This is a genomic window from Streptomyces botrytidirepellens, from assembly GCF_003721215.1.
Classification (GTDB): domain Bacteria; phylum Actinomycetota; class Actinomycetes; order Streptomycetales; family Streptomycetaceae; genus Streptomyces; species Streptomyces himastatinicus.
The window spans coordinates 1-20775 of the sequence record NZ_RIBZ01000279.1 but is presented as its reverse complement, the minus strand read 5'-3'; the positions used below and the strand labels follow the sequence as shown (position 1 = coordinate 20775).

The 20775-nt window shown below is 68.7% G+C and carries 18 protein-coding genes and 1 pseudogene; 10 read left to right on the top strand and 9 right to left on the bottom strand.

Translation table 11 applies throughout. The annotated features are described in order from the left end of the window. Positions 1 to 10 precede the first annotated feature (10 nt). Together trxB and trxA are read left to right on the top strand one after the other, a co-directional pair. Positions 11 to 964: a thioredoxin-disulfide reductase gene (gene trxB, locus EEJ42_RS22900; RefSeq protein ID WP_123102385.1), complete on the top strand. Its 954-nt coding sequence runs from the start codon at positions 11 to 13 to the stop codon at positions 962 to 964. 40 nt (positions 965 to 1004) lie between these two features. Next, positions 1005 to 1334 (top strand): thioredoxin, encoded by a 330-nt coding sequence (gene trxA / locus EEJ42_RS22895; protein ID WP_009716492.1) that lies wholly within the window; start codon positions 1005 to 1007, stop codon positions 1332 to 1334. A gap of 63 nt (positions 1335 to 1397) precedes the next feature. Here the strand turns inward: trxA and EEJ42_RS22890 are convergent, their stop codons facing one another. The 9 genes from EEJ42_RS22890 to rpmH form a co-directional block, all read right to left on the bottom strand. Further along, positions 1398 to 2015 (bottom strand): GNAT family N-acetyltransferase, encoded by a 618-nt coding sequence (locus EEJ42_RS22890; protein WP_009716491.1) that lies wholly within the window; start codon positions 2013 to 2015, stop codon positions 1398 to 1400. A 336-nt stretch (positions 2016 to 2351) separates the two neighbouring features. Next, positions 2352 to 3497 carry a ParB/RepB/Spo0J family partition protein gene (locus tag EEJ42_RS22885; protein WP_123102381.1) on the bottom strand — a complete coding sequence of 382 codons (1146 nt, stop codon included), beginning with the start codon at positions 3495 to 3497 and terminating at the stop codon, positions 2352 to 2354. Beyond that, positions 3494 to 4585, bottom strand: a complete 1092-nt coding sequence (locus EEJ42_RS22880) for a ParA family protein (RefSeq protein WP_123102379.1) — start codon at positions 4583 to 4585, stop codon at positions 3494 to 3496. The genes EEJ42_RS22885 and EEJ42_RS22880 overlap by 4 nt, the downstream gene beginning before the upstream one ends. A 280-nt stretch (positions 4586 to 4865) precedes the next feature. Then, entirely contained in the window at positions 4866 to 5579 is a 714-nt protein-coding gene (gene rsmG, locus EEJ42_RS22875) for a 16S rRNA (guanine(527)-N(7))-methyltransferase RsmG (RefSeq protein ID WP_123102377.1), read from the bottom strand. Positions 5580 to 5696: 117 nt separating this feature from the next. Beyond that, entirely contained in the window at positions 5697 to 6206 is a 510-nt protein-coding gene (locus EEJ42_RS22870; RefSeq protein ID WP_123102375.1) for a Jag family protein, read from the bottom strand. A 15-nt stretch (positions 6207 to 6221) separates the two neighbouring features. Then, the gene (gene yidC, locus EEJ42_RS22865) at positions 6222 to 7358 is read right to left on the bottom strand and encodes a membrane protein insertase YidC (protein WP_123102373.1); all 1137 of its coding nucleotides are present in this window, start codon (positions 7356 to 7358) and stop codon (positions 6222 to 6224) included. 3 nt (positions 7359 to 7361) lie between these two features. Further along, positions 7362 to 7679, bottom strand: coding sequence for a membrane protein insertion efficiency factor YidD (gene yidD, locus EEJ42_RS22860; protein ID WP_009716485.1), 318 nt, complete (start codon positions 7677 to 7679; stop codon positions 7362 to 7364). Next, complete coding sequence (rnpA, locus tag EEJ42_RS22855; RefSeq protein ID WP_009716484.1) at positions 7676 to 8059, bottom strand: ribonuclease P protein component; 384 nt, start codon at positions 8057 to 8059, stop codon at positions 7676 to 7678. The genes yidD and rnpA overlap by 4 nt, the downstream gene beginning before the upstream one ends. A 24-nt stretch (positions 8060 to 8083) precedes the next feature. Further along, on the bottom strand, positions 8084 to 8221 hold the full coding sequence (gene rpmH, locus EEJ42_RS22850) for a 50S ribosomal protein L34 (RefSeq protein ID WP_003956500.1): 138 nt from the start codon (positions 8219 to 8221) through the stop codon (positions 8084 to 8086). Positions 8222 to 8655: 434 nt separating this feature from the next. Here rpmH and dnaA point away from each other — a divergent pair, with 434 nt between their 5' ends. The 8 genes and pseudogenes from dnaA to EEJ42_RS50325 form a co-directional block, all read left to right on the top strand. Next, a complete protein-coding gene (gene dnaA / locus EEJ42_RS22845; RefSeq protein ID WP_123102371.1) occupies positions 8656 to 10650 on the top strand; it encodes a chromosomal replication initiator protein DnaA in 1995 nt (664 codons plus the stop codon). Between the two features lie 897 nt (positions 10651 to 11547). Beyond that, positions 11548 to 12678 (top strand): DNA polymerase III subunit beta, encoded by a 1131-nt coding sequence (gene dnaN / locus EEJ42_RS22835; RefSeq protein ID WP_123102369.1) that lies wholly within the window; start codon positions 11548 to 11550, stop codon positions 12676 to 12678. Positions 12679 to 12798: 120 nt separating this feature from the next. Further along, the gene (gene gnd, locus EEJ42_RS22830; protein ID WP_123102367.1) at positions 12799 to 13677 is read left to right on the top strand and encodes a phosphogluconate dehydrogenase (NAD(+)-dependent, decarboxylating); all 879 of its coding nucleotides are present in this window, start codon (positions 12799 to 12801) and stop codon (positions 13675 to 13677) included. A gap of 50 nt (positions 13678 to 13727) precedes the next feature. Continuing rightward, a complete protein-coding gene (recF, locus tag EEJ42_RS22825; RefSeq protein WP_123102365.1) occupies positions 13728 to 14873 on the top strand; it encodes a DNA replication/repair protein RecF in 1146 nt (381 codons plus the stop codon). Further along, entirely contained in the window at positions 14870 to 15394 is a 525-nt protein-coding gene (locus EEJ42_RS22820) for a DciA family protein (RefSeq protein WP_123102363.1), read from the top strand. Before recF ends, EEJ42_RS22820 begins: the two co-directional genes overlap by 4 nt. Before the next feature lie 368 nt (positions 15395 to 15762). Further along, positions 15763 to 17793, top strand: coding sequence for a DNA topoisomerase (ATP-hydrolyzing) subunit B (gene gyrB, locus EEJ42_RS22815; RefSeq protein ID WP_123102361.1), 2031 nt, complete (start codon positions 15763 to 15765; stop codon positions 17791 to 17793). 44 nt (positions 17794 to 17837) lie between these two features. Beyond that, entirely contained in the window at positions 17838 to 20450 is a 2613-nt protein-coding gene (gene gyrA, locus EEJ42_RS22810) for a DNA gyrase subunit A (RefSeq protein ID WP_123102359.1), read from the top strand. A 3-nt stretch (positions 20451 to 20453) separates the two neighbouring features. After that, positions 20454 to 20775 (top strand): annotated as a pseudogene (locus EEJ42_RS50325) (DUF3566 domain-containing protein); the annotation flags it as partial.

Genomic DNA, 20775 nt, shown 5'->3' with positions numbered 1-20775 from the left:
GAAGACATCCGTGAGCGACGTCCGCAACGTGATCATCATCGGTTCCGGGCCCGCGGGCTATACGGCCGCGCTCTACACCGCCCGCGCTTCCTTGAAGCCGCTGGTCTTCGAAGGATCCGTGACCGCCGGTGGTGCCCTGATGAACACCACCGACGTGGAGAACTTCCCCGGCTTCCGCGAGGGCATCATGGGCCCTGACCTCATGGACAACATGCGGGGGCAGGCCGAGCGCTTCGGCGCCGAGCTGGTCCCGGACGATGTGGTCGCGGTCGACCTCAGCGAGGACATCAAGACCGTCACCGACTCCGCCGGTACGGTGCACCGCGCGAAGACCATCATCGTCAGCACCGGCTCCCAGCACCGCAAGCTGGGGCTGGCCCGTGAGGACGAGCTGTCGGGCCGTGGCGTCTCCTGGTGTGCCACCTGCGACGGGTTCTTCTTCAAGGACCAGGACATCGCCGTCATCGGCGGCGGTGACACCGCGATGGAGGAAGCGACCTTCCTGTCGCGGTTCGCCAAGTCGGTCACCGTGGTCCACCGCCGGGACACGCTGCGGGCCAGCAAGGCGATGCAGGAGCGTGCCTTCGCCGACCCGAAGATCTCGTTCATCTGGGACAGCGAGGTCACGGAGATCCACGGCGACGGCAAGCTCTCCGGCCTCACGCTGCGCGACGTCAAGAAGGACGAGACGTCCGAGCTGCCGGTCACCGGTCTGTTCATCGCGATCGGCCATGACCCGCGGACCGAGCTGTTCAAGGGCCAGCTGCACCTGGACGACGAGGGCTACCTGAAGGTCGAGTCGCCCTCCACCCGCACGAACCTCCCGGGCGTCTTCGCCGCGGGTGATGTCGTGGACCACACCTACCGTCAGGCGATCACCGCCGCCGGTACCGGCTGTGCGGCCGCCCTGGACGCCGAGCGCTTCCTCGCCTCCCTGGGCGACAGCGAAGACGCCACCGTCTGAATCCGCTTCCCTCCCTGCACCAACGATTAAGGAGAAAACCATGGCCGGTGCCACGGTCACCGTGACAGACGCCGACTTCGAGGAGACCGTCCTCAAGAGCGACAAGCCGGTACTCGTCGACTTCTGGGCCGCTTGGTGCGGTCCGTGCCGGCAGATCGCCCCCTCCCTGGAGGCCATCGCCGCCGAGCACGCCGACAAGATCGTCATCGCGAAGCTCAACATTGACGAGAACCCGGCCACGGCCGCCAAGTACGGCGTGATGTCCATTCCGACGCTCAACGTCTACCAGGGCGGCGAGGTCGCCAAGACCATCGTCGGCGCCAAGCCGAAGGCCGCGATCGAGCGCGACCTGGCCGACTTCATCGGCTGATCCACCCGCACCGACGAAGGGGCTGCCCGAGAGGGCAGCCCCTTCGCGTTTCACGTGGAACTCTCAGAGCGGCCGAAGCGCCGGCTCCTTCTGGACCGCACCGAGCAGCCGGTCCAGCGCCAGCTCGACGTCCTCCTTCCAGGAGATCGTCGTCCTCAGCTCAAGCCGCAGCCGGGGATATCGCGGATGCGGCCGCACGGTCTTGAAGCCCACCGCCAGAAGGTGATCAGCGGGGAGCACACACGCCGGTTCCTTCCAGGTGGCATCCCCGAAGGCCTCGATCGCCTTGAAGCCCCGGCGGATCAGATCCTTCGCGACGGTCTGCACCATCACCCGGCCCAGCCCCTGGCCCTGGTATCCCGGCATGAGCCAGGCGGTCATCAGCTGCACGGCATCCGCCGCGACCGGGCTCGTCGGAAAGGCCGTGGACCGCGGCACGTATGCAGGCGGCGCGTAGAGCACGAAGCCCACCGGCACCTCATCGACATAGACCACCCGGCCGCAGGATCCCCACTCCAGCAGAACGGCCGAGATCCAGGCTTCCTTCTCCAGCTCCGGACGTCCGGCCCTTACCGCGGCCTCGCCGCTGACCGGGTCGAGCTCCCAGAAGACACATGCGCGACAGCGCTTGGGGATGTCCGGGAGGTTGTCCAACGTGAGCGGTACAAGCCGACGCCCCATGAAGCCAGTCCCTCACTTCCGTGGCCAGCCGCGGCACGGGCGGCTGACAGCGCACTACGCTCCCTGATCAGACTACCGACGAAACCGCCGACAGCGCCCAGGCCCAACCCTGTGGCCACCAGTCCGGTGCGGCTCACCGATCGCATGGCCCTGCCCTCCGCATGAGGTGCCTCCCATGGATCCGCCCTACCTGATCGCATCGTATCCGTGCGGACATTGCACCGATACCGCCCTTGAGCAAAGAGCGGGTCGTGTTCCGATGTCATCGGAACACGACCCGCCCCCCTGCGCGCTTTTCCACGGCTCGGAGTGTGGCCGAGCCGTACGGTCAGCGCCTCATTCGTCCTCGTCCGCCGCCTCGTCCTCAGCGGACAGCGGCTGCTCCAGCACCGGTCCTTCGCCCGGGGCCAGGGTGCCGAGGATCCGCTCCAGATCGTCTATCGAGGCGAACTCGACGACGATCTTTCCCTTCTTCTGACCGAGGTCGACCTTCACCCGGGTCTCGAAGCGGTCCGACAGCCGGGACGCCAGATCCGTGAGCGCGGGGGACACCCGGGTACCGGCCCGCGGCCCCTTCGCCTTGGGAGCACCGCCCGACCGCGACCCCATCAGGGTGACGATCTCCTCGACCGCCCGCACCGACAGCCCCTCGGCCACGATGCGGTGCGCCAGCCGGTCCTGTTCCTCCGCGTCCTCCACGGAGAGCAGGGCCCGGGCATGGCCCGCGGAGAGCACGCCCGCCGCGACCCTGCGCTGGACGGAGGGAGAGAGCTTCAGCAGCCGCAGCGTATTGGAGACCTGGGGACGCGAACGCCCGATGCGGTCCGCCAGTTCGTCATGCGTGCAGTTGAAGTCCTTCAGCAACTGGTCGTACGCCGCGGCCTCTTCGAGCGGGTTGAGCTGTGCCCGGTGCAGGTTCTCCAGCAGCGCGTCGAGCAGAAGCTTCTCGTCGTCGGTGGCCCGGACGATGGCGGGGATCTTCTCCAGCCCCGCCTCACGGCAGGCCCGCCAGCGCCGCTCACCCATGATGAGCTCATAGCGCTCCGGCGCCAACTGCCGCACCACGACCGGCTGGAGAAGGCCGACCTCCTGGATCGAGGTGACCAGCTCGGCCAGGGCGTCCTCGTCGAACACCTCGCGCGGCTGACGGGGGTTGGGCGTGATGAAGTCGAGCGGCAGCTCGGCGAAGTGCGCCCCTGCCACCTCGTCCACCACGGGCGCCGACGGGGCCTCGGGCTCCTGCTCCGGCGGGGCGGGCGGCTCGGTTTCACGTGGAACGCTCTGCGTGGACAGAGCGGCCACCTTGGCCGCCGCCACCCCGCGCTCCTGGGTGAGCACCGGCACCGCGGTCGGTGACGTCGAGCCCCCTGAGTTGGTGGCCGTCCCCCCGCCCGTCGCGGGTCCGGCGTTGTCGGTCCCCTTCGGCGCGGGAGGGATCAAAGCACCGAGCCCACGGCCCAGTCCTCTCCGTCGCTCACTCACTGAATCCCCTCCTGCATGCTGTGCTGGTCGTGCTGGCTGATCTCGGGCATGGGCAGGGCATGAACGTGCTGAGCGTCGTACTGCACGTTGACCCCGCGAAGCGCGATCTCCCGGGCCGCCTCGAGATAGGAGAGCGCACCGCTCGATCCCGGGTCATAGGTCAGGACCGTCTGCCCATAGCTGGGGGCCTCGGAGATACGCACGGATCTCGGGATGCTCGTCCGGAGCACCTCGCCGCCGAAGTGACTGCGGACTTCGTCCGCCACCTGGGAGGCCAGCCGGGTCCGGCCGTCGTACATCGTGAGCAGAATCGTCGAGACATGGAGCTTGGGGTTGAGATGACCCCGCACCAGATCGACGTTGCGCAGGAGCTGTCCCAGCCCCTCCAGAGCGTAGTACTCGCACTGGATCGGGATCAGCACTTCCGCCCCGGCCACCAGCGCATTGACCGTCAGCAGCCCGAGCGAGGGCGGACAGTCGATGAGGATGTAGTCCAGTGGCTGTTCATACGCCTGGATGGCTCGCTCCAGCCGACTCTCCCTCGCCACCAGGGAGACCAGCTCGATCTCGGCGCCGGCGAGGTCGATCGTGGCCGGGGCACAGAACAGCCCCTCCACGTCCGGCACCGGCTGCACCACGTCGGACAGCGGCTTGCTGTCGACCAGAACGTCGTAGATCGAGGGGACTTCGGCGTGGTGGTCGATCCCCAGCGCAGTCGAGGCGTTGCCCTGCGGGTCGAGGTCGATCACGAGGACTCGTCCGCCGTGCAGGGCGAGAGACGCCGCCAGATTGACCGTGGTCGTGGTCTTCCCGACCCCGCCCTTCTGGTTGGCGACCACCATCACCCGGGTCTGCTCCGGCCTGGGCAGTCCCTCACCAGCCCGGCCAAGCGCTTCCACCGCCAGTTGAGCGGCACGGCCAATAGGGGTGTCGTCCATCGGGGGCGGAGTTTCACGTGAAACGTCCTCCCCCGCCGATTCGGTACGGGGGCCGGGGACCGGATCGGTCATCGGCCCCGCGATGTTGGCGTCGGACCGCAAGGATTCACTCTCCTCGACATCAGGCTCGCGATGCACAGAGCCTGCCATGCTTTGGGGGTTGTGAACCAGCGAGGTCCGTTCTCCTGTGGATGAATCCACGTCTTTACGGGGGCGGCGGTCGCGGGGCAGAGCCGCCGCACGACCGCGACTGATGATTCCATGCAGCAGGGAGCGACGTTTCACGTGAAACACGATGCACGGGCAGGCCCGTTGTTCTGTCGCGACACTCCGGTATGCGTAGTTTAGGCAGCTTGTATGGAGCACCCCGTCGGGCCGGTCGGCCTACGTCGGAGGACTCAGGGGCGCCGCCGCGGCGCCTCAGGAGGGCTCAGGGGCGACGTCGTGGTGCCTTACGTGCCGCCTTGGCACGCTTCGCGGCGAAACGCACACCGCCGGGGCTCTCCCCGACCTCGACCCGCACCACGGTGGACAGCGGGTCCACGACACCCTCGCCGACATGCAGCACCGAGGTGTCCACCACACCGAGCTTGCTCAGCGCCGCCCGGGCGTGCTTCAGCTCCTCCTCGGCCGTGTCGCCCTTCAGCAGCAGCATCTCTCCGTACGGCCGCAGCAGCGGAACCCCCCAGCCCGCCAGCCGGTCCAGCGGGGCCACCGCCCGAGCCGTGACCACATGCACCGGAGGAAGCTTCCCCAGGACCTCCTCGGCGCGGCCGCGCACGACCGTGACGTGCTCCAGGCCCAGCAGCTCCACCACTTCCCGCAGGAAGTTCGTACGGCGCAGCAGCGGCTCCAGCAGGGTGATCCGCAGATCCGGGCGGGTCAGGGCAAGCGGAATGCCGGGGAGCCCGGCGCCCGAGCCCACATCGCAGACGGTGACGCCCTCGGGCACCACCTCGGAGAGCACGGCGCAGTTCAGCAGATGCCGCTCCCACAGCCGCGGCACCTCACGCGGGCCGATCAGCCCGCGGGTCACGCCCACATCGGCCAGCAGCTCGCCGTACCGAACGGCCTCCGGGAAGCACTCACCGAATACATCCCGAGCCTCATCGGGCGCCGGGGGGAGCTCCGCTGCTTCCGTCACGGGAACCGTCCTTCCGTACCGAGCACTGTGTTGAACGCTGATGCTGATGTAAGGCTGACAAGATTCGGCCCCGCCTGCGCACAGACGGGGCCGGGTAGACCATGAGGCCGGGCCTGGTCAGGCCGGGAGGACGACCACACAGCGCTGGGGCTCTTCGCCCTCGGACTCGCTGTGCAGTCCGGCGGCGGCCACCGCGTCGTGCACCACCTTGCGCTCGAAGGGCGTCATCGCCTTGAGCTTCACCGGCTCGCCGGTGCCCTTCGCCTCTTCCGCGGCCTTGGTGCCCAGCTCGGTCAGCTCGGCACGCTTACGGGCCCGGTATCCGGCGATGTCGAGCATCAGCCGGCTCCGGTCGCCGGTCTCCCGGTGCACCGCGAGCCGGGTCAGCTCCTGAAGGGCCTCCAGCACCTCGCCGTCGCGGCCGACCAGCTTCTGGAGGTCACGGCTGGTCGATTCGCTGATGATCGACACCGCTGCGCGGTCGGCCTCGACGTCCATGTCGATGTCACCGTCGAGGTCCGCGATGTCCAGCAGACCTTCGAGGTAGTCGGCCGCGATCTCCCCTTCCTGTTCGAGGCGGGTCAGGGTGTCGACACCCTCGGCGGCGGGGGTGGTGCCTTCCGTCACGGATGGACTCCTTCGTTACTTCTTGGACGGGTGCTTGGGACGCTGCTGGCCCTTGCGCTGCCCGGACTTCGTGTTCCGGGAGCCGGAGGCCGAGCCGCCGGCCGGCTTGCCGCCCTGCGAGCCCTTCTTCTCCGCCGCGCTCTGCTGCGTCTGCTGGTCGGACTTGGTCAGCTTCGCCGTGGAGCCGGACTGCGCCGACGCCTTGCTGTGGCCGTGGCCGCCCGCGGTGGTGCGCTGCGACTTGGTCTGCCGCTTGGGCTGCTGGCGGTTGGCGCGGGCGGTCTCGGCGGCCTCCTTGGCGGCGACCTCGGCCGGCTCCTCCTTCAGCTTGCCCTTGGCCCGCAGCCGCTCCTGGCGCGCCTTGAAGGCGACGCTGCCCGGGGTCGGGTTACGGCGGATGACGAACATCTGCTGGCCGAGGGTCCAGACGTTGGTGGTCAGCCAGTAGACGAGGACACCGACGGGGAAGTTGATGCCGAAGACGGCGAACATGATCGGGAAGACGTACATCAGCATCTTCTGCTGCTGCATGAACGGCGTCTTCACCGTGAGGTCGACGTTCTTGGTCATCAGCTGGCGCTGGGTGAAGAACTGCGACGCCGACATCAGCACGATCATGGTGATCGTCACGACCCGGACGTCCGTCAGCGACGCTCCGAGGGACTCGACCTTCGAGGCGGAGTCCATGAACTTCACGGACAGGGGAGCGCCGAAGATGTGCGCGTTACGGGCGCTGTCCAGCAGCGACTGGTCGATGACGCCGACCGTCTTGTTGTTCGCGATGTGGTTGAGGACCTGGTAGAGCGCGATGAAGAACGGCGACTGCGCCAGAATCGGGAGACAGCTCGAGAGCGGGTTGGTGCCCGTCTCCTTGTAGAGCTTCATCATCTCTTCGGACTGGCGCTGCTTGTCGCTCTTGTAGCGCTCCTGGATCGCCTTCATCTTCGGCTGGAGCGCCTGCATGTTCCGCGTCGCCTTGATCTGCTTCACGAAGAGCGGGATCAGGCAGATACGGATCAGTACCACCAGCGAAACGATGGACAGACCCCACGCCCAGCCACTGTTCCGTTCAAAAATGAGGCTGTAGAACGAGTGGAACTGGACGATGATCCAGGAAACTACGTCATAAAGAGGACCGAGGATCGTGTCCACGAATCAGGCTCCTTGGGCGTTGGGCTGGGTCTCGGGCTGTGCGGCAGGTTCCACAGCGGAGTGCCCGCCGAAGCGGTTCCGCAGCCGCTGGTGCCACACCGGATGCTTCCGGGGCGGCACGTGGTCGACGCCACCGAGCGACCATGGGTTGCAGCGCAGGATGCGCCACGCCGTCAGCGCCGTTCCTTTTACCGCGCCGTGCCGGTCAATGGCCGTGTAGCCATAGTGCGAGCACGACGGGTAGTACTTGCAGACCGGTCCCAACATGGGGCTGATGGTCCACTGGTACAGCTTGATCAACCACAGCAGCGGGTACTTCATCGCGGCACCCCTCCCAGTAGCCGCTGCACTGCGGTGTCGAGGTCGCGGGCCAGCTGGTCGTGACCCGCCTCACCCGCACCGGGCAGCGCCCGTACGACCACAAGGCTACCTGCGGGAAAATGATCGAGACGGTCCCGCATGAGATGGCGCAGTCTGCGCTTCACCAGATTGCGGACGACGGCACCGCCGACCGCCTTGCTGACGACGAAACCCGCACGCGCCGGGGGAGCACTCTCCCCAGGTGCGTGCGGGTCCGTGTTTTTGCTGGTGAGGCCGCTGCGAAAGTGCACGACAAGAAGCGGGCGACCCGCCCTGCGTCCTCGGCGTACCGCGGCCGCGAAGTCCTGGCGCCGCCTCAGCCGATGCTCGGTAGGCAGCACGTCATGGACCTTGGGTCAGGCTGCTCAGGCCGACAGGCGGGCGCGACCCTTGCTACGGCGGGACGCGAGAATCGCGCGGCCGGCACGGGTGCGCATACGCAGCCGGAAGCCGTGGGTCTTCGCGCGGCGGCGGTTGTTCGGCTGGAAGGTGCGCTTGCTCACTCGGGGGCTCCAGAAATGAATCGGGTAGTGGCGGTACATCGCCTGGCTGTCACCGTGCGCCCACGAGTAGCTCGCAATACGCCCGAGTGCACCGCTTCACGATCACGGATCATGAAGTCCGTGACCCTTGCCCATCGGAGGCAGGCGGCAGCAGCCATCGACAACTCGACCTGGTTACGGTACGCGCGGTTACGCCATCCGGTCAAACCGACGGACGGCCCGGGTGGCGCCCCACCCGTACCACCCGCGGGGGCAAGGGAACGACCGGCGACATCACATGGCACATTTGTACACACCCTGTGGACAACGACTTGAACCCTGAACCCCGGCCTGACTACCGTGGCCAGGCTCCGATTCCTTCCCACCCGTCCCGAGAACCACCTTTCGTGGGACATGTCGGCGTCCCCCACCCAGCGAGTGAGAGAGCGTGCCCTGTGGCTGACGTACCTGCCGATCTTGCCGCAGTGTGGCCACGCGTGCTCGAACGGCTTCTGGGAGAAGGCACGGGTCAGGGAGGACAGGGCGTCGAGGCCAAGGACGAGCACTGGATCAAACGGTGCCAGCCCCTGGCACTCGTCGCCGACACCGCCCTGCTGGCCGTCCCCAATGAATTCGCCAAGGGCGTACTGGAGGGCAGGCTGGCCCCCATCGTCAGCGAAACGCTGAGCCGGGAGTGCGGCCGCCCGATCCGCATCGCGATCACCGTCGACGAGTCGGCCGGCGAGCCGATCGTCCCGCAGCAGCCGCAGCGCGACAGCCGGGACGGCTATGAGAATCGCCGCGACGGATACGAGAGCCGCGACGGCTACGAGGGCCGGGACGGTTACGAGAGCCGGGACGGTCGCGACGGCTACGAGAGTTACGAGAGCCGCGACGGCTACGGCCGCCAGGCGCCCGACGAGCTGCCGACCGCCCGCCCCGCCTACCCCGGCTATCAGCAGCCGCGCCCCGAGCCCGCCGCCTGGCAGCGGCCCCATGACGACTACGGCTGGCAGCAGCCCCGGCTCGGCGGCTTCCCCGAGGCCGATCCGTACGCGTCACAGCACTCCTCGTCCGGCTACGACCAGCAGCCGTACGACCAGCAGCCGCGCGGCGACTACCGGGGCCCCGGGACGGAGCGCCCTGGTCCGGGCGCACCCGGGGGTGGCCCGGGATCAGGTGGTCCGGGTGGCCCAGGCGGTCCGGCCGGTCCGGGAAACCACGGCGGCCCCGGAGGGCACGGAGGGCCCGGTGGCCCCGGCGGCGTACCCGAGCGTCCGCCGTACGAGCAGCAGCGCCACGATCTCCCCGACCCGCTGGAGCGCGCCCGCGGCGGACCGCCCGTCCTGCCCTCGCAGACCGGCGCCCCCGGCCCGCTGGCCGCGCAGCCCGCGCCCGCGTCCGGCCCCGGTGAGCCGACCGCCCGGCTGAATCCCAAGTACCTCTTCGACACCTTCGTCATCGGCGCCTCCAACCGCTTCGCGCACGCCGCGGCGGTCGCGGTCGCCGAGGCACCGGCCAAGGCGTACAACCCGCTCTTCATCTACGGGGAATCGGGGCTCGGCAAGACCCATCTGCTGCACGCCATCGGGCACTACGCCCGCAGCCTCTACCCGGGCACCCGGGTGCGCTACGTGAGCTCCGAGGAGTTCACCAACGAGTTCATCAACTCCATCCGCGACGGCAAGGCGGACGCGTTCCGCAAGCGCTACCGCGACATGGACATCCTGCTGGTCGACGACATCCAGTTCCTGGCGAGCAAGGAGTCGACGCAGGAGGAGTTCTTCCACACCTTCAATACGCTCCACAACGCCAACAAGCAGATCGTGCTCTCCTCCGACCGGCCGCCCAAGCAGCTGGTCACCCTGGAGGACCGGCTCCGCAACCGGTTCGAATGGGGTCTGATCACCGATGTGCAGCCGCCGGAGCTGGAGACGCGCATCGCGATCCTCCGCAAGAAGGCGGTGCAGGAGCAGCTGAACGCGCCGCCGGAGGTGCTCGAGTTCATCGCCTCCCGGATCTCCCGCAACATCCGGGAGCTGGAGGGCGCGCTGATCCGCGTCACGGCCTTCGCGAGCCTGAACCGGCAGCCGGTGGACCTCGGCCTCACCGAGATCGTCCTCAAGGATCTGATCCCGGGCGGCGAGGACGCGGCCCCGGAGATCACCGCCACCGCGATCATGGCGGCGACGGCCGACTACTTCGGGCACACGGTGGACGACCTGTGCGGCGCCTCCCGCAGCCGGGTCCTGGTCACGGCGCGGCAGATCGCGATGTACCTGTGCCGTGAGCTGACCGATCTCTCCCTGCCCAAGATCGGCGCGCAGTTCGGCGGCCGGGACCATACGACGGTGATGCACGCGGACCGCAAGATCCGGGCGCTGATGGCCGAGCGGCGCTCCATCTACAACCAGGTCACCGAGCTGACCAACCGCATCAAGAACGGCTGAGCGGGCCGCAGAGGCCGCAGAGGCACCCCGTACAGACACGCGCTGAGACACGCGCCGAGACACGCGCCGAGACGACTGCCAAGGCACCGCGGACGCGCACAAGGGCGCTCCGGGACGGACAACTCCCGGGGCGCCCTTCGTCGTTCGGTCTCCGCGGCTGTTCGATTCCATGCTCCGACAGGCCCGTTCTCCACAGATCCACAGCGGATGGACCGTCCACACCTTGGGGACTTCTCCGTTGTCCCGAAACCGTCCACAGGCTTGGGTTGCAGGATGGGATCAGTGGAGGTCAGGCGGGTGTGGAATTGTGGTCAACGAGAGTCCACAGACTGTGGACGAACGGATTGCCCACAGGCCGTGCTTCGAGTTGTCCACCGGCCGCCCACAGCCACAGGCCGGTTGCCCACAGCTTCTCCACACGCCTGTCCACTGTTCGGCAACGAAACGGTCACTCTCACCGGACCGAGTGAAAGGCGTCACACCAAGGAGCCGGGTTGGGCTGTGGGGAAGGTGGGTAAAACTGGGGACGCCGCTGGGGAGAACGGGGCGTCTCCTGTGCATCGCGTGTGCAGAACTTTCCGGCGTCCACAGAACGACCGAGTTGTCCACGGGCGCCGCCCACAGGACCGGTGGACAAAAAAGCGACTCTGACCTGCGCAAAGTCGGTTTTCCACGGTTTCCACAGGCCCTACTACTACGACCACACAGTTAGAGCCGGGAAATCGCTTCGAAGTGGGGCCTGTGCACAACTTCGGGCCGCGCCGCCCGACACGTCTCGCACCGACTTGACCCCGAGCCGCGCCGACTGTCAGCGGCGTGCGTCAGACTGGTCTCCGGCACATCAGCCGACGACGAAGGCCAGCAGGGCGAGCCAGCAACAGCAGGAGGCGGTTTCCGGTGAAGATCCGGGTGGAGCGCGATGTACTCGCGGAGGCAGTGGCCTGGACAGCCCGCAGCCTCCCGGCCCGTCCGCCGGTGCCCGTCCTCGCGGGCATCCTGCTGAAGGCGGAGGAAGGCGCTCTCAGCCTCTCCGGCTTCGACTACGAGGTCTCGGCCCGCGTCTCCGTCGAAGCCGACGTGGAGGACGACGGCACGGTCCTGGTCTCCGGCCGCCTTCTCGCCGACATCTGCCGCGCTCTCCCCAATCGCCCTGTGGAGATCTCCAGCGACGGCGTGCGCGTGACCGTCGTCTGCGGTTCGTCGCGCTTCACCCTCCACACACTGCCTGTGGAGGAGTACCCGGCGCTGCCGCAGATGCCGACCGCGACCGGCACCGTCCCCGGTGAGGTCTTCGCCGCCGCCGCCGCCCAGGTCGCCATCGCGGCCGGCCGGGACGACACCCTGCCGGTGCTCACCGGTGTGCGGATCGAGATCGAGGGCGACACCGTCACGCTGGCCTCCACCGACCGCTACCGGTTCGCGGTCCGCGAGTTCCTGTGGAAGCCGGAGACGCCGGACGTCTCCGCCGTCGCGCTGGTCCCCGCCAAGACGCTGCTGGACACCGCCAAGTCGCTGACCAGCGGTGACACGGTCGCCCTGGCGCTGTCCGGCTCGGGTGCGGGCGAGGGGCTGATCGGCTTCGAGGGCGCCGGGCGCCGTACGACCACCCGGCTGCTCGAGGGTGACCTGCCGAAGTACCGCACGCTCTTCCCGACCGAGTTCAACTCCGTCGCGGTGATCGAGACCGCGCCCTTCGTGGAGGCCGTCAAGCGTGTGGCGCTGGTGGCCGAGCGGAACACGCCGGTGCGGCTCAGCTTCGAGCAGGGCGTGCTGATCCTGGAGGCCGGTTCCAGCGACGATGCACAGGCTGTGGAGCGCGTCGACGCGCAGCTCGACGGCGACGACATCTCCATCGCCTTCAACCCGACGTTCCTGCTCGACGGGCTCAGCGCGATCGACTCGCCGGTCGCCCAGCTGTCGTTCACCACGTCGACGAAGCCCGCTCTGCTCAGCGGCAAGCCCGCCGTGGATGCCGAGGCCGACGAGGCGTACAAGTACCTGATCATGCCGGTCCGACTGAGCGGATGAGTGGCTGAGTAGCTGAGAATCGAGCGAATGAGCGGGTGTAGCCAACATCTGTGCGGACACCCGCGGGCGTAGGCTCGGTCTCGGGTACGAACCGCACTGACTACGGCATAAGGATCATTGATGGAGCTCGGTCTCGTCGGCCTCGGCAAGATGGGCGGCAACATGCGCGAGCGCATTCGCCGCGCAGGCCACACCGTCATCGGATACGACCGCAACCCGGACGTCGCCGATGTTCACAGCCTCGGTGAGCTGGTGAGCAACCTCAAGGGTCCGCGCGTGGTGTGGATCATGGTTCCGGCCGGTGTCGCGACCCAGACCACCATCGACGAGCTGGCCGAGCTGCTGTCGCCCGGCGACGTCGTCGTGGACGGCGGCAACTCCCGCTGGACGGACGACGAGAAGCACGCCGAGGAGCTGGGTGCCAAGGGCATCGGCTTCGTCGACTGCGGTGTCTCCGGCGGCGTCTGGGGCCTGGAGAACGGCTATGCGCTGATGTACGGCGGCGCGGCCGAGCACGTCGCCCAGGTTCAGCCGATCTTCGACGCGCTCAAGCCCGAGGGCAGCGCCGGCGCCGTCCACGCGGGCAAGGTCGGCGCGGGCCACTTCGCCAAGATGGTCCACAACGGCATCGAGTACGCGATGATGCAGGCGTACGCCGAGGGCTGGGAGCTGCTGGAAGCCGTGCACTCGGTCACCGACGTGCGCGAGGTGTTCCGCTCCTGGCAGGAGGGCACCGTCATCCGTTCCTGGCTGCTGGACCTGGCCGTCCGCGCCCTGGACGACGACGAGCACCTGTCCCGCTTGCGCGGATACGCCGAGGACTCGGGCGAGGGCCGCTGGACCGTGGAAGCCGCGATCGACAACGCGGTGCCGCTGCCCGCGATCACTGCGTCCCTGTTCGCCCGCTTCTCCTCGCGTCAGGACGACTCCCCGCAGATGAAGATGATCGCCGCACTGCGCAATCAGTTCGGCGGTCACGCGGTCGAGAACACCAACTAAGCAGCACCTCAAGGGTGTAGTACTGCCGGGGGAGGTCGGCGCAGCCCACCATGCACGTCACGCATCTGTCGCTCGCCGACTTCCGCTCGTACGCCCGGGCCGAAGTCGCCCTGGGCCCGGGCGTCACCGCCTTCGTCGGGCCCAATGGCCAGGGCAAGACCAATCTGGTCGAGGCCGTCGGCTATCTCGCCACCCTCGGCAGCCACCGCGTCTCTTCGGACGCCCCGCTGGTGCGGATGGGCGCCGAGCGGGCGATCGTCCGGGCCGCGGTGGTCCAGGGGGACCGGCAGCAGCTGGTCGAGCTGGAGCTGAACCCCGGTAAGGCCAATCGCGCCCGCATCAACCGGTCCTCGCAGGTCAGGCCGAGGGATGTGCTCGGCATCCTGCGCACGGTGCTGTTCGCGCCCGAGGACCTGGCCCTGGTCAAGGGCGACCCCGGTGAGCGCCGTCGCTTCCTCGACGATCTGATCACCGCCCGTGCGCCGCGCATGGCCGGGATCCGCTCGGACTACGACCGGGTGCTCAAGCAGCGCAACAGCCTGCTGAAGACCGCGGCGATGGCCCGGCGGCACGGCTCACGCGGCGGAGGCAGTGGTGACGCGGCGCTGTCCACCCTCGACGTGTGGGACCAGCATCTGGCCCGGACCGGTGCCGAGTTGCTCGCCCAGCGCTTCGATCTGATCTCCGTGCTCCAGCCGCTCGCCGACAAGGCGTACGAGCAGCTGGCCCCGGGCGGCGGCCCGGTCCTGCTGGAGTACCGCGGCTCGGCTGGTGAGGACCTGGCCGCGGCGGGCAGCCGCGAGGAGCTGTACGAACGGCTGATGGCGGCCCTGGCGGACGCCCGGAAACAGGAGGTCGAGCGCGGCGTCACGCTGGTGGGACCGCACCGGGACGACCTCGTCCTCAAGCTCGGGCGGCTTCCGGCCAAGGGCTACGCGAGCCATGGCGAGTCCTGGTCGTACGCCCTCGCGCTGCGTCTGGCCTCGTACGACCTGCTGCGCGCGGAGGGTGCCGAACCCGTCCTGGTGCTGGACGACGTCTTCGCCGAGCTGGACTCCCGGCGCCGGGAGCGGCTGGCCGAGCTGGTCGCCCCCGGTGAGCAGGTGCTGGTCACGGCGGCCGTGGAGGAGGACGTCCCGGAGGTGCTGGAGGGCGTGCGCTACGCGGTGGCCGAGGGCGAGGTGCGCCGGGTATGACGGATCAGCCCCCGAAGAACCCCGAGCCCTCGGGCGTCGACCTGGCGCGCGTCGCGCTGCGTGCCGCCAAGGAGCAGGCGCGGGCCCGCGGCGCGGCCGCCCAGCAGACGAAGCAGGCGCGTCGAGGGGGCTTGCGCTCCGGCGCGCGCGCCGATGGGCGCGATCCGCTCCCGCTCGGGGCGGCGATCAACCGGCTGATCACCGAGCGCGGCTGGGAGGCACCGGCGGCGGTCGGCGGGGTGATGGGCCGCTGGCCCCAGATGGTCGGCCCGGAGGTCGCCCAGCACTGTGAGCCGCAGCGGTACGACGAGGACGCCCGGGTGCTGACCGTGCGCTGCGACTCCACGGCGTGGGCGACCCAGCTGCGGCTGCTCGCACCGCAGCTGGTGGCCCGGCTCAACGCCGACCTCGGGCAGGGCACGGTGCGGTTGATCAAGGTGCTGGGCCCGGGCGGACCGCCCCGGCGCTACGGTCCGCTGCGCTCCCCCGGCAGCACCGGCCCCGGTGACACCTACGGCTGACCGTGCGCGCCCGCAGGGCCCGTACGGACCCGCCCCGGGAGCCGCCCCGAGGGTCGCTCCGGGCCCGCCCCTGGGCCCGTATGGACGCCTGAGCACAGGGTGACGGCTGAGACCCCGGTCACGGTAGCCGGTGGTTGACAGCTCGAAGCGCTGAGTGGCGGTGTGAGCCTCTTGGAGCCCGTCCCCGCATATGGGGAGTCGCTGCCGACCGGTTCAGGGCGGCACATGCGGACTCAGGCGCCAGCAAGCCCCCATTCTTGTCGGCGCTACCGGTAGACTGGGCGAGTACACCGTCGCCGCTGGCGCACCGAGCGCTTGCGGACACATGTTGAACGACGCAGCCGCTCCTGCCTGCCCGGAGACGGCATGTGCTGTGCCAGAAAGGGCGCTTCGTGGCCGATTCCGGCAACCCCATCGAAAACATCACGTCCATCCCCGACGGCGAGGCTCTGGCTCCGCCGTCGTACGACGCCAGTGCGATCACTGTCCTGGAGGGGCTGGACGCGGTCCGCAAGCGACCCGGTATGTACATCGGTTCCACCGGTGAGCGCGGCCTGCACCACCTGGTCCAGGAAGTCGTCGACAACTCCGTCGACGAGGCCATGGCCGGTCACGCGGACAGCATCGACGTCACGATCCTCCCCGACGGCGGGGTTCGCGTCATCGACAACGGCCGCGGGATCCCGGTAGGGATCGTCCCCTCGGAGGGGAAGCCGGCCGTGGAGGTCGTGATGACCGTCCTGCACGCGGGCGGCAAGTTCGGCGGCGGCGGCTACGCCGTCTCCGGTGGTCTGCACGGCGTCGGCGTCTCCGTCGTCAACGCCCTGTCGACGAAGGTCTCGGTCGAGGTCAAGACGGACGGGTACCGCTGGACCCAGGACTACAAGACCGGCGTGCCGACGGCGCCCCTGGCCCGGAACGAGGCCACGGAGGAGACCGGCACGACGGTCACCTTCTGGGCCGACGGGGACATCTTCGAGACCACCGAGTACTCGTTCGAGACGCTGTCCCGGCGCTTCCAGGAGATGGCGTTCCTCAACAAGGGCCTGTCGATCTCGCTGACGGACGAGCGCGAGGCCCACGTGGACGAGGAGGGCAAGCCGCTCTCCGTGCGGTACCACTACGAGGGCGGCATCGTCGACTTCGTCACGTACCTCAACTCCCGCAAGGGCGAGCTGGTTCACCCCACGGTGATCGGCTTCGAGGCCGAGGACAAGGAGCGGCTGCTCTCCCTCGAGATCGCGATGCAGTGGAACACCCAGTACTCCGAGGGTGTCTACAGCTTCGCGAACACCATCCACACCCATGAGGGCGGTACCCACGAGGAGGGCTTCCGGGCAGCGCTGACGTACCTGATCAACAAGTACGCGCGCGACAGGAAGCTGCTCCGCGAGAAGGACGACAACCTCACCGGTGAGGACATCCGCGAGGGCCTGACCGCGATCATCTCGGTCAAGCTGGGCGAGCCGCAGTTCGAGGGCCAGACGAAGACGAAGCTGGGCAACACCGAGGCGAAGACCTTCGTCCAGAAGATCGTCAACGAGCACCTGACCGACTGGCTGGACCGGAACCCCAACGAGGCGGCGGACATCATCCGCAAGGGGATCCAGGCGGCGACGGCCCGGGTGGCGGCCCGCAAGGCGCGCGACCTGACCCGCCGCAAGGGGCTGCTGGAGACCGCGTCGCTGCCGGGCAAGCTGAGCGACTGCCAGTCCAACGACCCGTCGAAGTGCGAGATCTTCATCGTCGAGGGTGACTCCGCCGGCGGCTCGGCCAAGTCCGGCCGCGACCCGCAGTACCAGGCGATCCTTCCGATCCGAGGCAAGATCCTCAACGTCGAGAAGGCCCGGGTCGACAAGATCCTCCAGAACAACGAGGTCCAGGCGCTGATCTCGGCCTTCGGCACCGGTGTGCACGAGGACTTCGACATCACCAAGCTCCGGTATCACAAGATCATCCTGATGGCGGACGCCGATGTCGACGGTCAGCACATCAACACCCTGCTGCTGACCTTCCTCTTCCGCTTCATGCGTCCGCTGGTCGAGGCCGGGCACGTCTTCCTCTCCCGCCCGCCGCTCTACAAGATCAAGTGGGGCCGGGACGACTTCGAGTACGCGTACTCGGACCGGGAGCGGGACGCCCTGATCCAGGCCGGCCGCGAGCAGGGCAAGCGCATCAAGGACGACTCGGTGCAGCGCTTCAAGGGTCTGGGCGAGATGAACGCCGAGGAGCTGCGCGTGACCACCATGGACCTCGACAGCCGGGTCCTCGGCCAGGTCACGCTGGACGACGCGGCGCAGGCCGACGACCTGTTCTCGGTCCTGATGGGCGAGGACGTCGAGGCCCGGCGCTCGTTCATCCAGCGCAACGCCAAGGATGTCCGCTTCCTCGACATCTGAGTCGGCCACCCGCAGCCGCAGACGACAGAAGGACTTGACCAGCAATGGCCGACGAGAACAACCCCACCACGCCCGACGAACTCGCCGCGGGCGCCGCCATGCGCATCGAGGCGGTCGGCCTCGAGACCGAGATGCAGCGCTCGTACCTCGACTACGCGATGAGCGTCATCGTGAGCCGTGCGCTGCCCGACGTCCGGGACGGCCTCAAGCCGGTGCACCGGCGCGTGCTGTACGCGATGTACGACGGCGGATACCGCCCCGAGAAGGGCTTCTACAAGTGCGCCCGCGTCGTCGGCGACGTGATGGGCACGTACCACCCGCACGGTGACTCGTCCATCTACGACGCCCTCGTGCGGCTGGCCCAGTCGTGGTCCATGCGCATGCCGCTGGTCGACTCCAACGGCAACTTCGGCTCCCCGGGCAACGACCCCGCGGCGGCCATGCGGTACACCGAGTGCAAGATGGCCCCGCTGGCCATGGAGATGCTCCGGGACATCGACGAGGAGACCGTCGACTTCCAGGACAACTACGACGGCCGTAACCAGGAGCCGACGGTCCTGCCGGCCCGCTTCCCGAACCTGCTGGTCAACGGCTCGGCGGGGATCGCGGTGGGCATGGCCACCAACATCCCGCCGCACAATCTGCGCGAGGTCGCCGAGGGCGCCCAGTGGTTCCTGGCGAACCCGGAGGCGACCCAGGAGGAGCTGCTCGACGCCCTGATCGACCGGATCAAGGGCCCGGATTTCCCGACCGGCGCGCTGGTCGTGGGCCGCAAGGGCATCGAGGAGGCGTACCGCACCGGCCGTGGCTCGATCACGATGCGCGCGGTCGTCGAGGTCGAGGAGATCCAGGGCCGGCAGTGCCTGGTGGTCACCGAGCTGCCGTACCAGGTCAACCCGGACAACCTGGCGCAGAAGATCGCCGACCTGGTGAAGGACGCCAGGATCGGCGGCATCGCTGACGTCCGTGACGAGACCTCGTCGCGCACCGGCCAGCGCCTGGTCATCGTGCTCAAGCGGGACGCGGTCGCCAAGGTCGTCCTCAACAACCTGTACAAGCACACCGATCTCCAGACGAACTTCGGCGCCAACATGCTGGCGCTGGTCGACGGCGTGCCGCGGACCCTGTCGCTGGACGCGTTCATCCGCAACTGGGTCACCCACCAGATCGAGGTCATCGTCCGCCGGACGCGCTTCCGGCTGCGCAAGGCCGAGGAGCGGGCGCACATCCTGCGCGGCCTGCTCAAGGCGCTGGACGCGATCGACGAGGTCATCGCGCTGATCCGGCGCAGCGACACGGTCGACACCGCGCGCGGCGGCCTGATGGAGCTGCTGGAGATCGACGAGATCCAGGCGAACGCGATCCTGGAGATGCAGCTGCGGCGGCTGGCCGCCCTGGAGCGTCAGAAGATCATCCAGGAGCACGACGAGCTTCAGGCGAAGATCAACGAGTACAACGCGATCCTCGCCTCGCCCGAGCGGCAGCGGCAGATCATCAGCGAGGAGCTGACCGCGCTCGTCGAGAAGTTCGGCGACGACCGGCGCTCCAAGCTGGTCCCCTTCGACGGCGACATGTCCATCGAGGACCTGATCGCCGAGGAGGACATCGTCGTCACGATCACCCGCGGCGGCTATCTGAAGCGCACCAAGACCGAGGACTACCGTTCGCAGAAGCGCGGCGGCAAGGGCGTGCGCGGGACGAAGCTGAAGCAGGACGACATCGTCGACCACTTCTTCGTCTCGACCACCCACCACTGGCTGCTGTTCTTCACCAACAAGGGCCGGGTCTACCGGGCCAAGGCGTACGAGCTCCCGGACGCGGGCCGGGAGGCGCGCGGCCAGCACGTCGCGAACCTGCTGGCGTTCCAGCCGGACGAGCAGATTGCCCGGATCCTGGCGATCCGCGACTACGAGGCGGTGCCGTACCTGGTGCTGGCCACCAAGTCGGGCCTGGTGAAGAAGACGCCGCTGAAGGATTACGACTCGCCGCGCTCCGGCGGTGTGATCGCCATCAACCTCCGGGAGATGGAAGACGGCCGCGAGGACGAACTGATCGGCGCCGAGCTGGTCTCCGCCGCGGACGATCTGCTGCTGATCAGCAAGAAGGCGCAGTCGATCCGGTTCACGGCGACCGACGAGTCGCTGCGGCCGATGGGGCGCGCGACCTCGGGCGTGAAGGGCATGAGCTTCCGCGAGGACGACGAGCTGCTCTCGATGAATGTCGTCCGGCCCGGTACGTTCGTGTTCACCGCCACCGACGGTGGGTACGCGAAGCGTTCGAACGTCGACGAGTACCGCGTCCAGGGTCGCGGCGGCCTCGGAATCAAGGCCGCCAAGATCGTGGAGGACCGGGGTTCGCTGGTCGGAGCGCTGGTGGTCGAGGAGAGCGACGAGATCCTCGCCATCACGCTCGGTGGCGGTGTGATCCGTACACGGGTCAGCGAGGTCAGGGAGACGGGCCGTGACACCATGGGCGTCCAACTGATCAACCTGGGCAAGCGCGATGCCGTCGTCGGCATCGCCCGGAACGCCGAGGCCGGTCGTGAGGCTGAAGAGGTCGAGGACGTCATCGAGACCGCGATCGAGGCAGCCGAGGAGGCCGCGTCCGAGGCGGCCGGGGGCACGCCGTCCCCGGCCGACGAGACCACCGAGGAGTAAGTCGTGAGTGGAGCCACGGGCGGAGCGGGTGGCGGTGCGGGGGCCGAAGGGCGTCCGGGATCGAAGACCCCGCCCTCCGCGGGCGGTGCGTCCGCCGCGAAAGACGCCCGTGGCCCCGCCGCCGATTCCCAGGGCGGAGCCGACTCCCACGGGGGCACGGTGACGGACACCCGGAAGCTGCGGCCCGTGCCCGCCTCGGATCCCCAGCCCGAGCAGCACTCCGAGCGGCAGGCGTCGAGCCCGCTGCCCAGTGAGCGGTCCGCCCAGCCGCAGCCCGAGCGGCCGTACCACCCGCCGCAGGCCTACGCGCCGCCGCCCGGCGGCG

Bases quoted from the DNA above. Each gene is read 5' to 3' on its own strand.
- yidD (WP_009716485.1), bottom strand. From the start codon at position 7,679: ATGAAGTACCCGCTGCTGTGGTTGATCAAGCTGTACCAGTGGACCATC.
- EEJ42_RS22820 (WP_123102363.1), top strand. From the start codon at position 14,870: ATGACGGATCAGCCCCCGAAGAACCCCGAGCCCTCGGGCGTCGACCTG.
- gyrA (WP_123102359.1), top strand. From the start codon at position 17,838: ATGGCCGACGAGAACAACCCCACCACGCCCGACGAACTCGCCGCGGGC.
- recF (WP_123102365.1), top strand. From the start codon at position 13,728: ATGCACGTCACGCATCTGTCGCTCGCCGACTTCCGCTCGTACGCCCGG.
- EEJ42_RS22890 (WP_009716491.1), bottom strand. From the start codon at position 2,015: ATGGGGCGTCGGCTTGTACCGCTCACGTTGGACAACCTCCCGGACATC.
- trxA (WP_009716492.1), top strand. From the start codon at position 1,005: ATGGCCGGTGCCACGGTCACCGTGACAGACGCCGACTTCGAGGAGACC.
- gnd (WP_123102367.1), top strand. From the start codon at position 12,799: ATGGAGCTCGGTCTCGTCGGCCTCGGCAAGATGGGCGGCAACATGCGC.
- EEJ42_RS22880 (WP_123102379.1), bottom strand. From the start codon at position 4,585: ATGGCAGGCTCTGTGCATCGCGAGCCTGATGTCGAGGAGAGTGAATCC.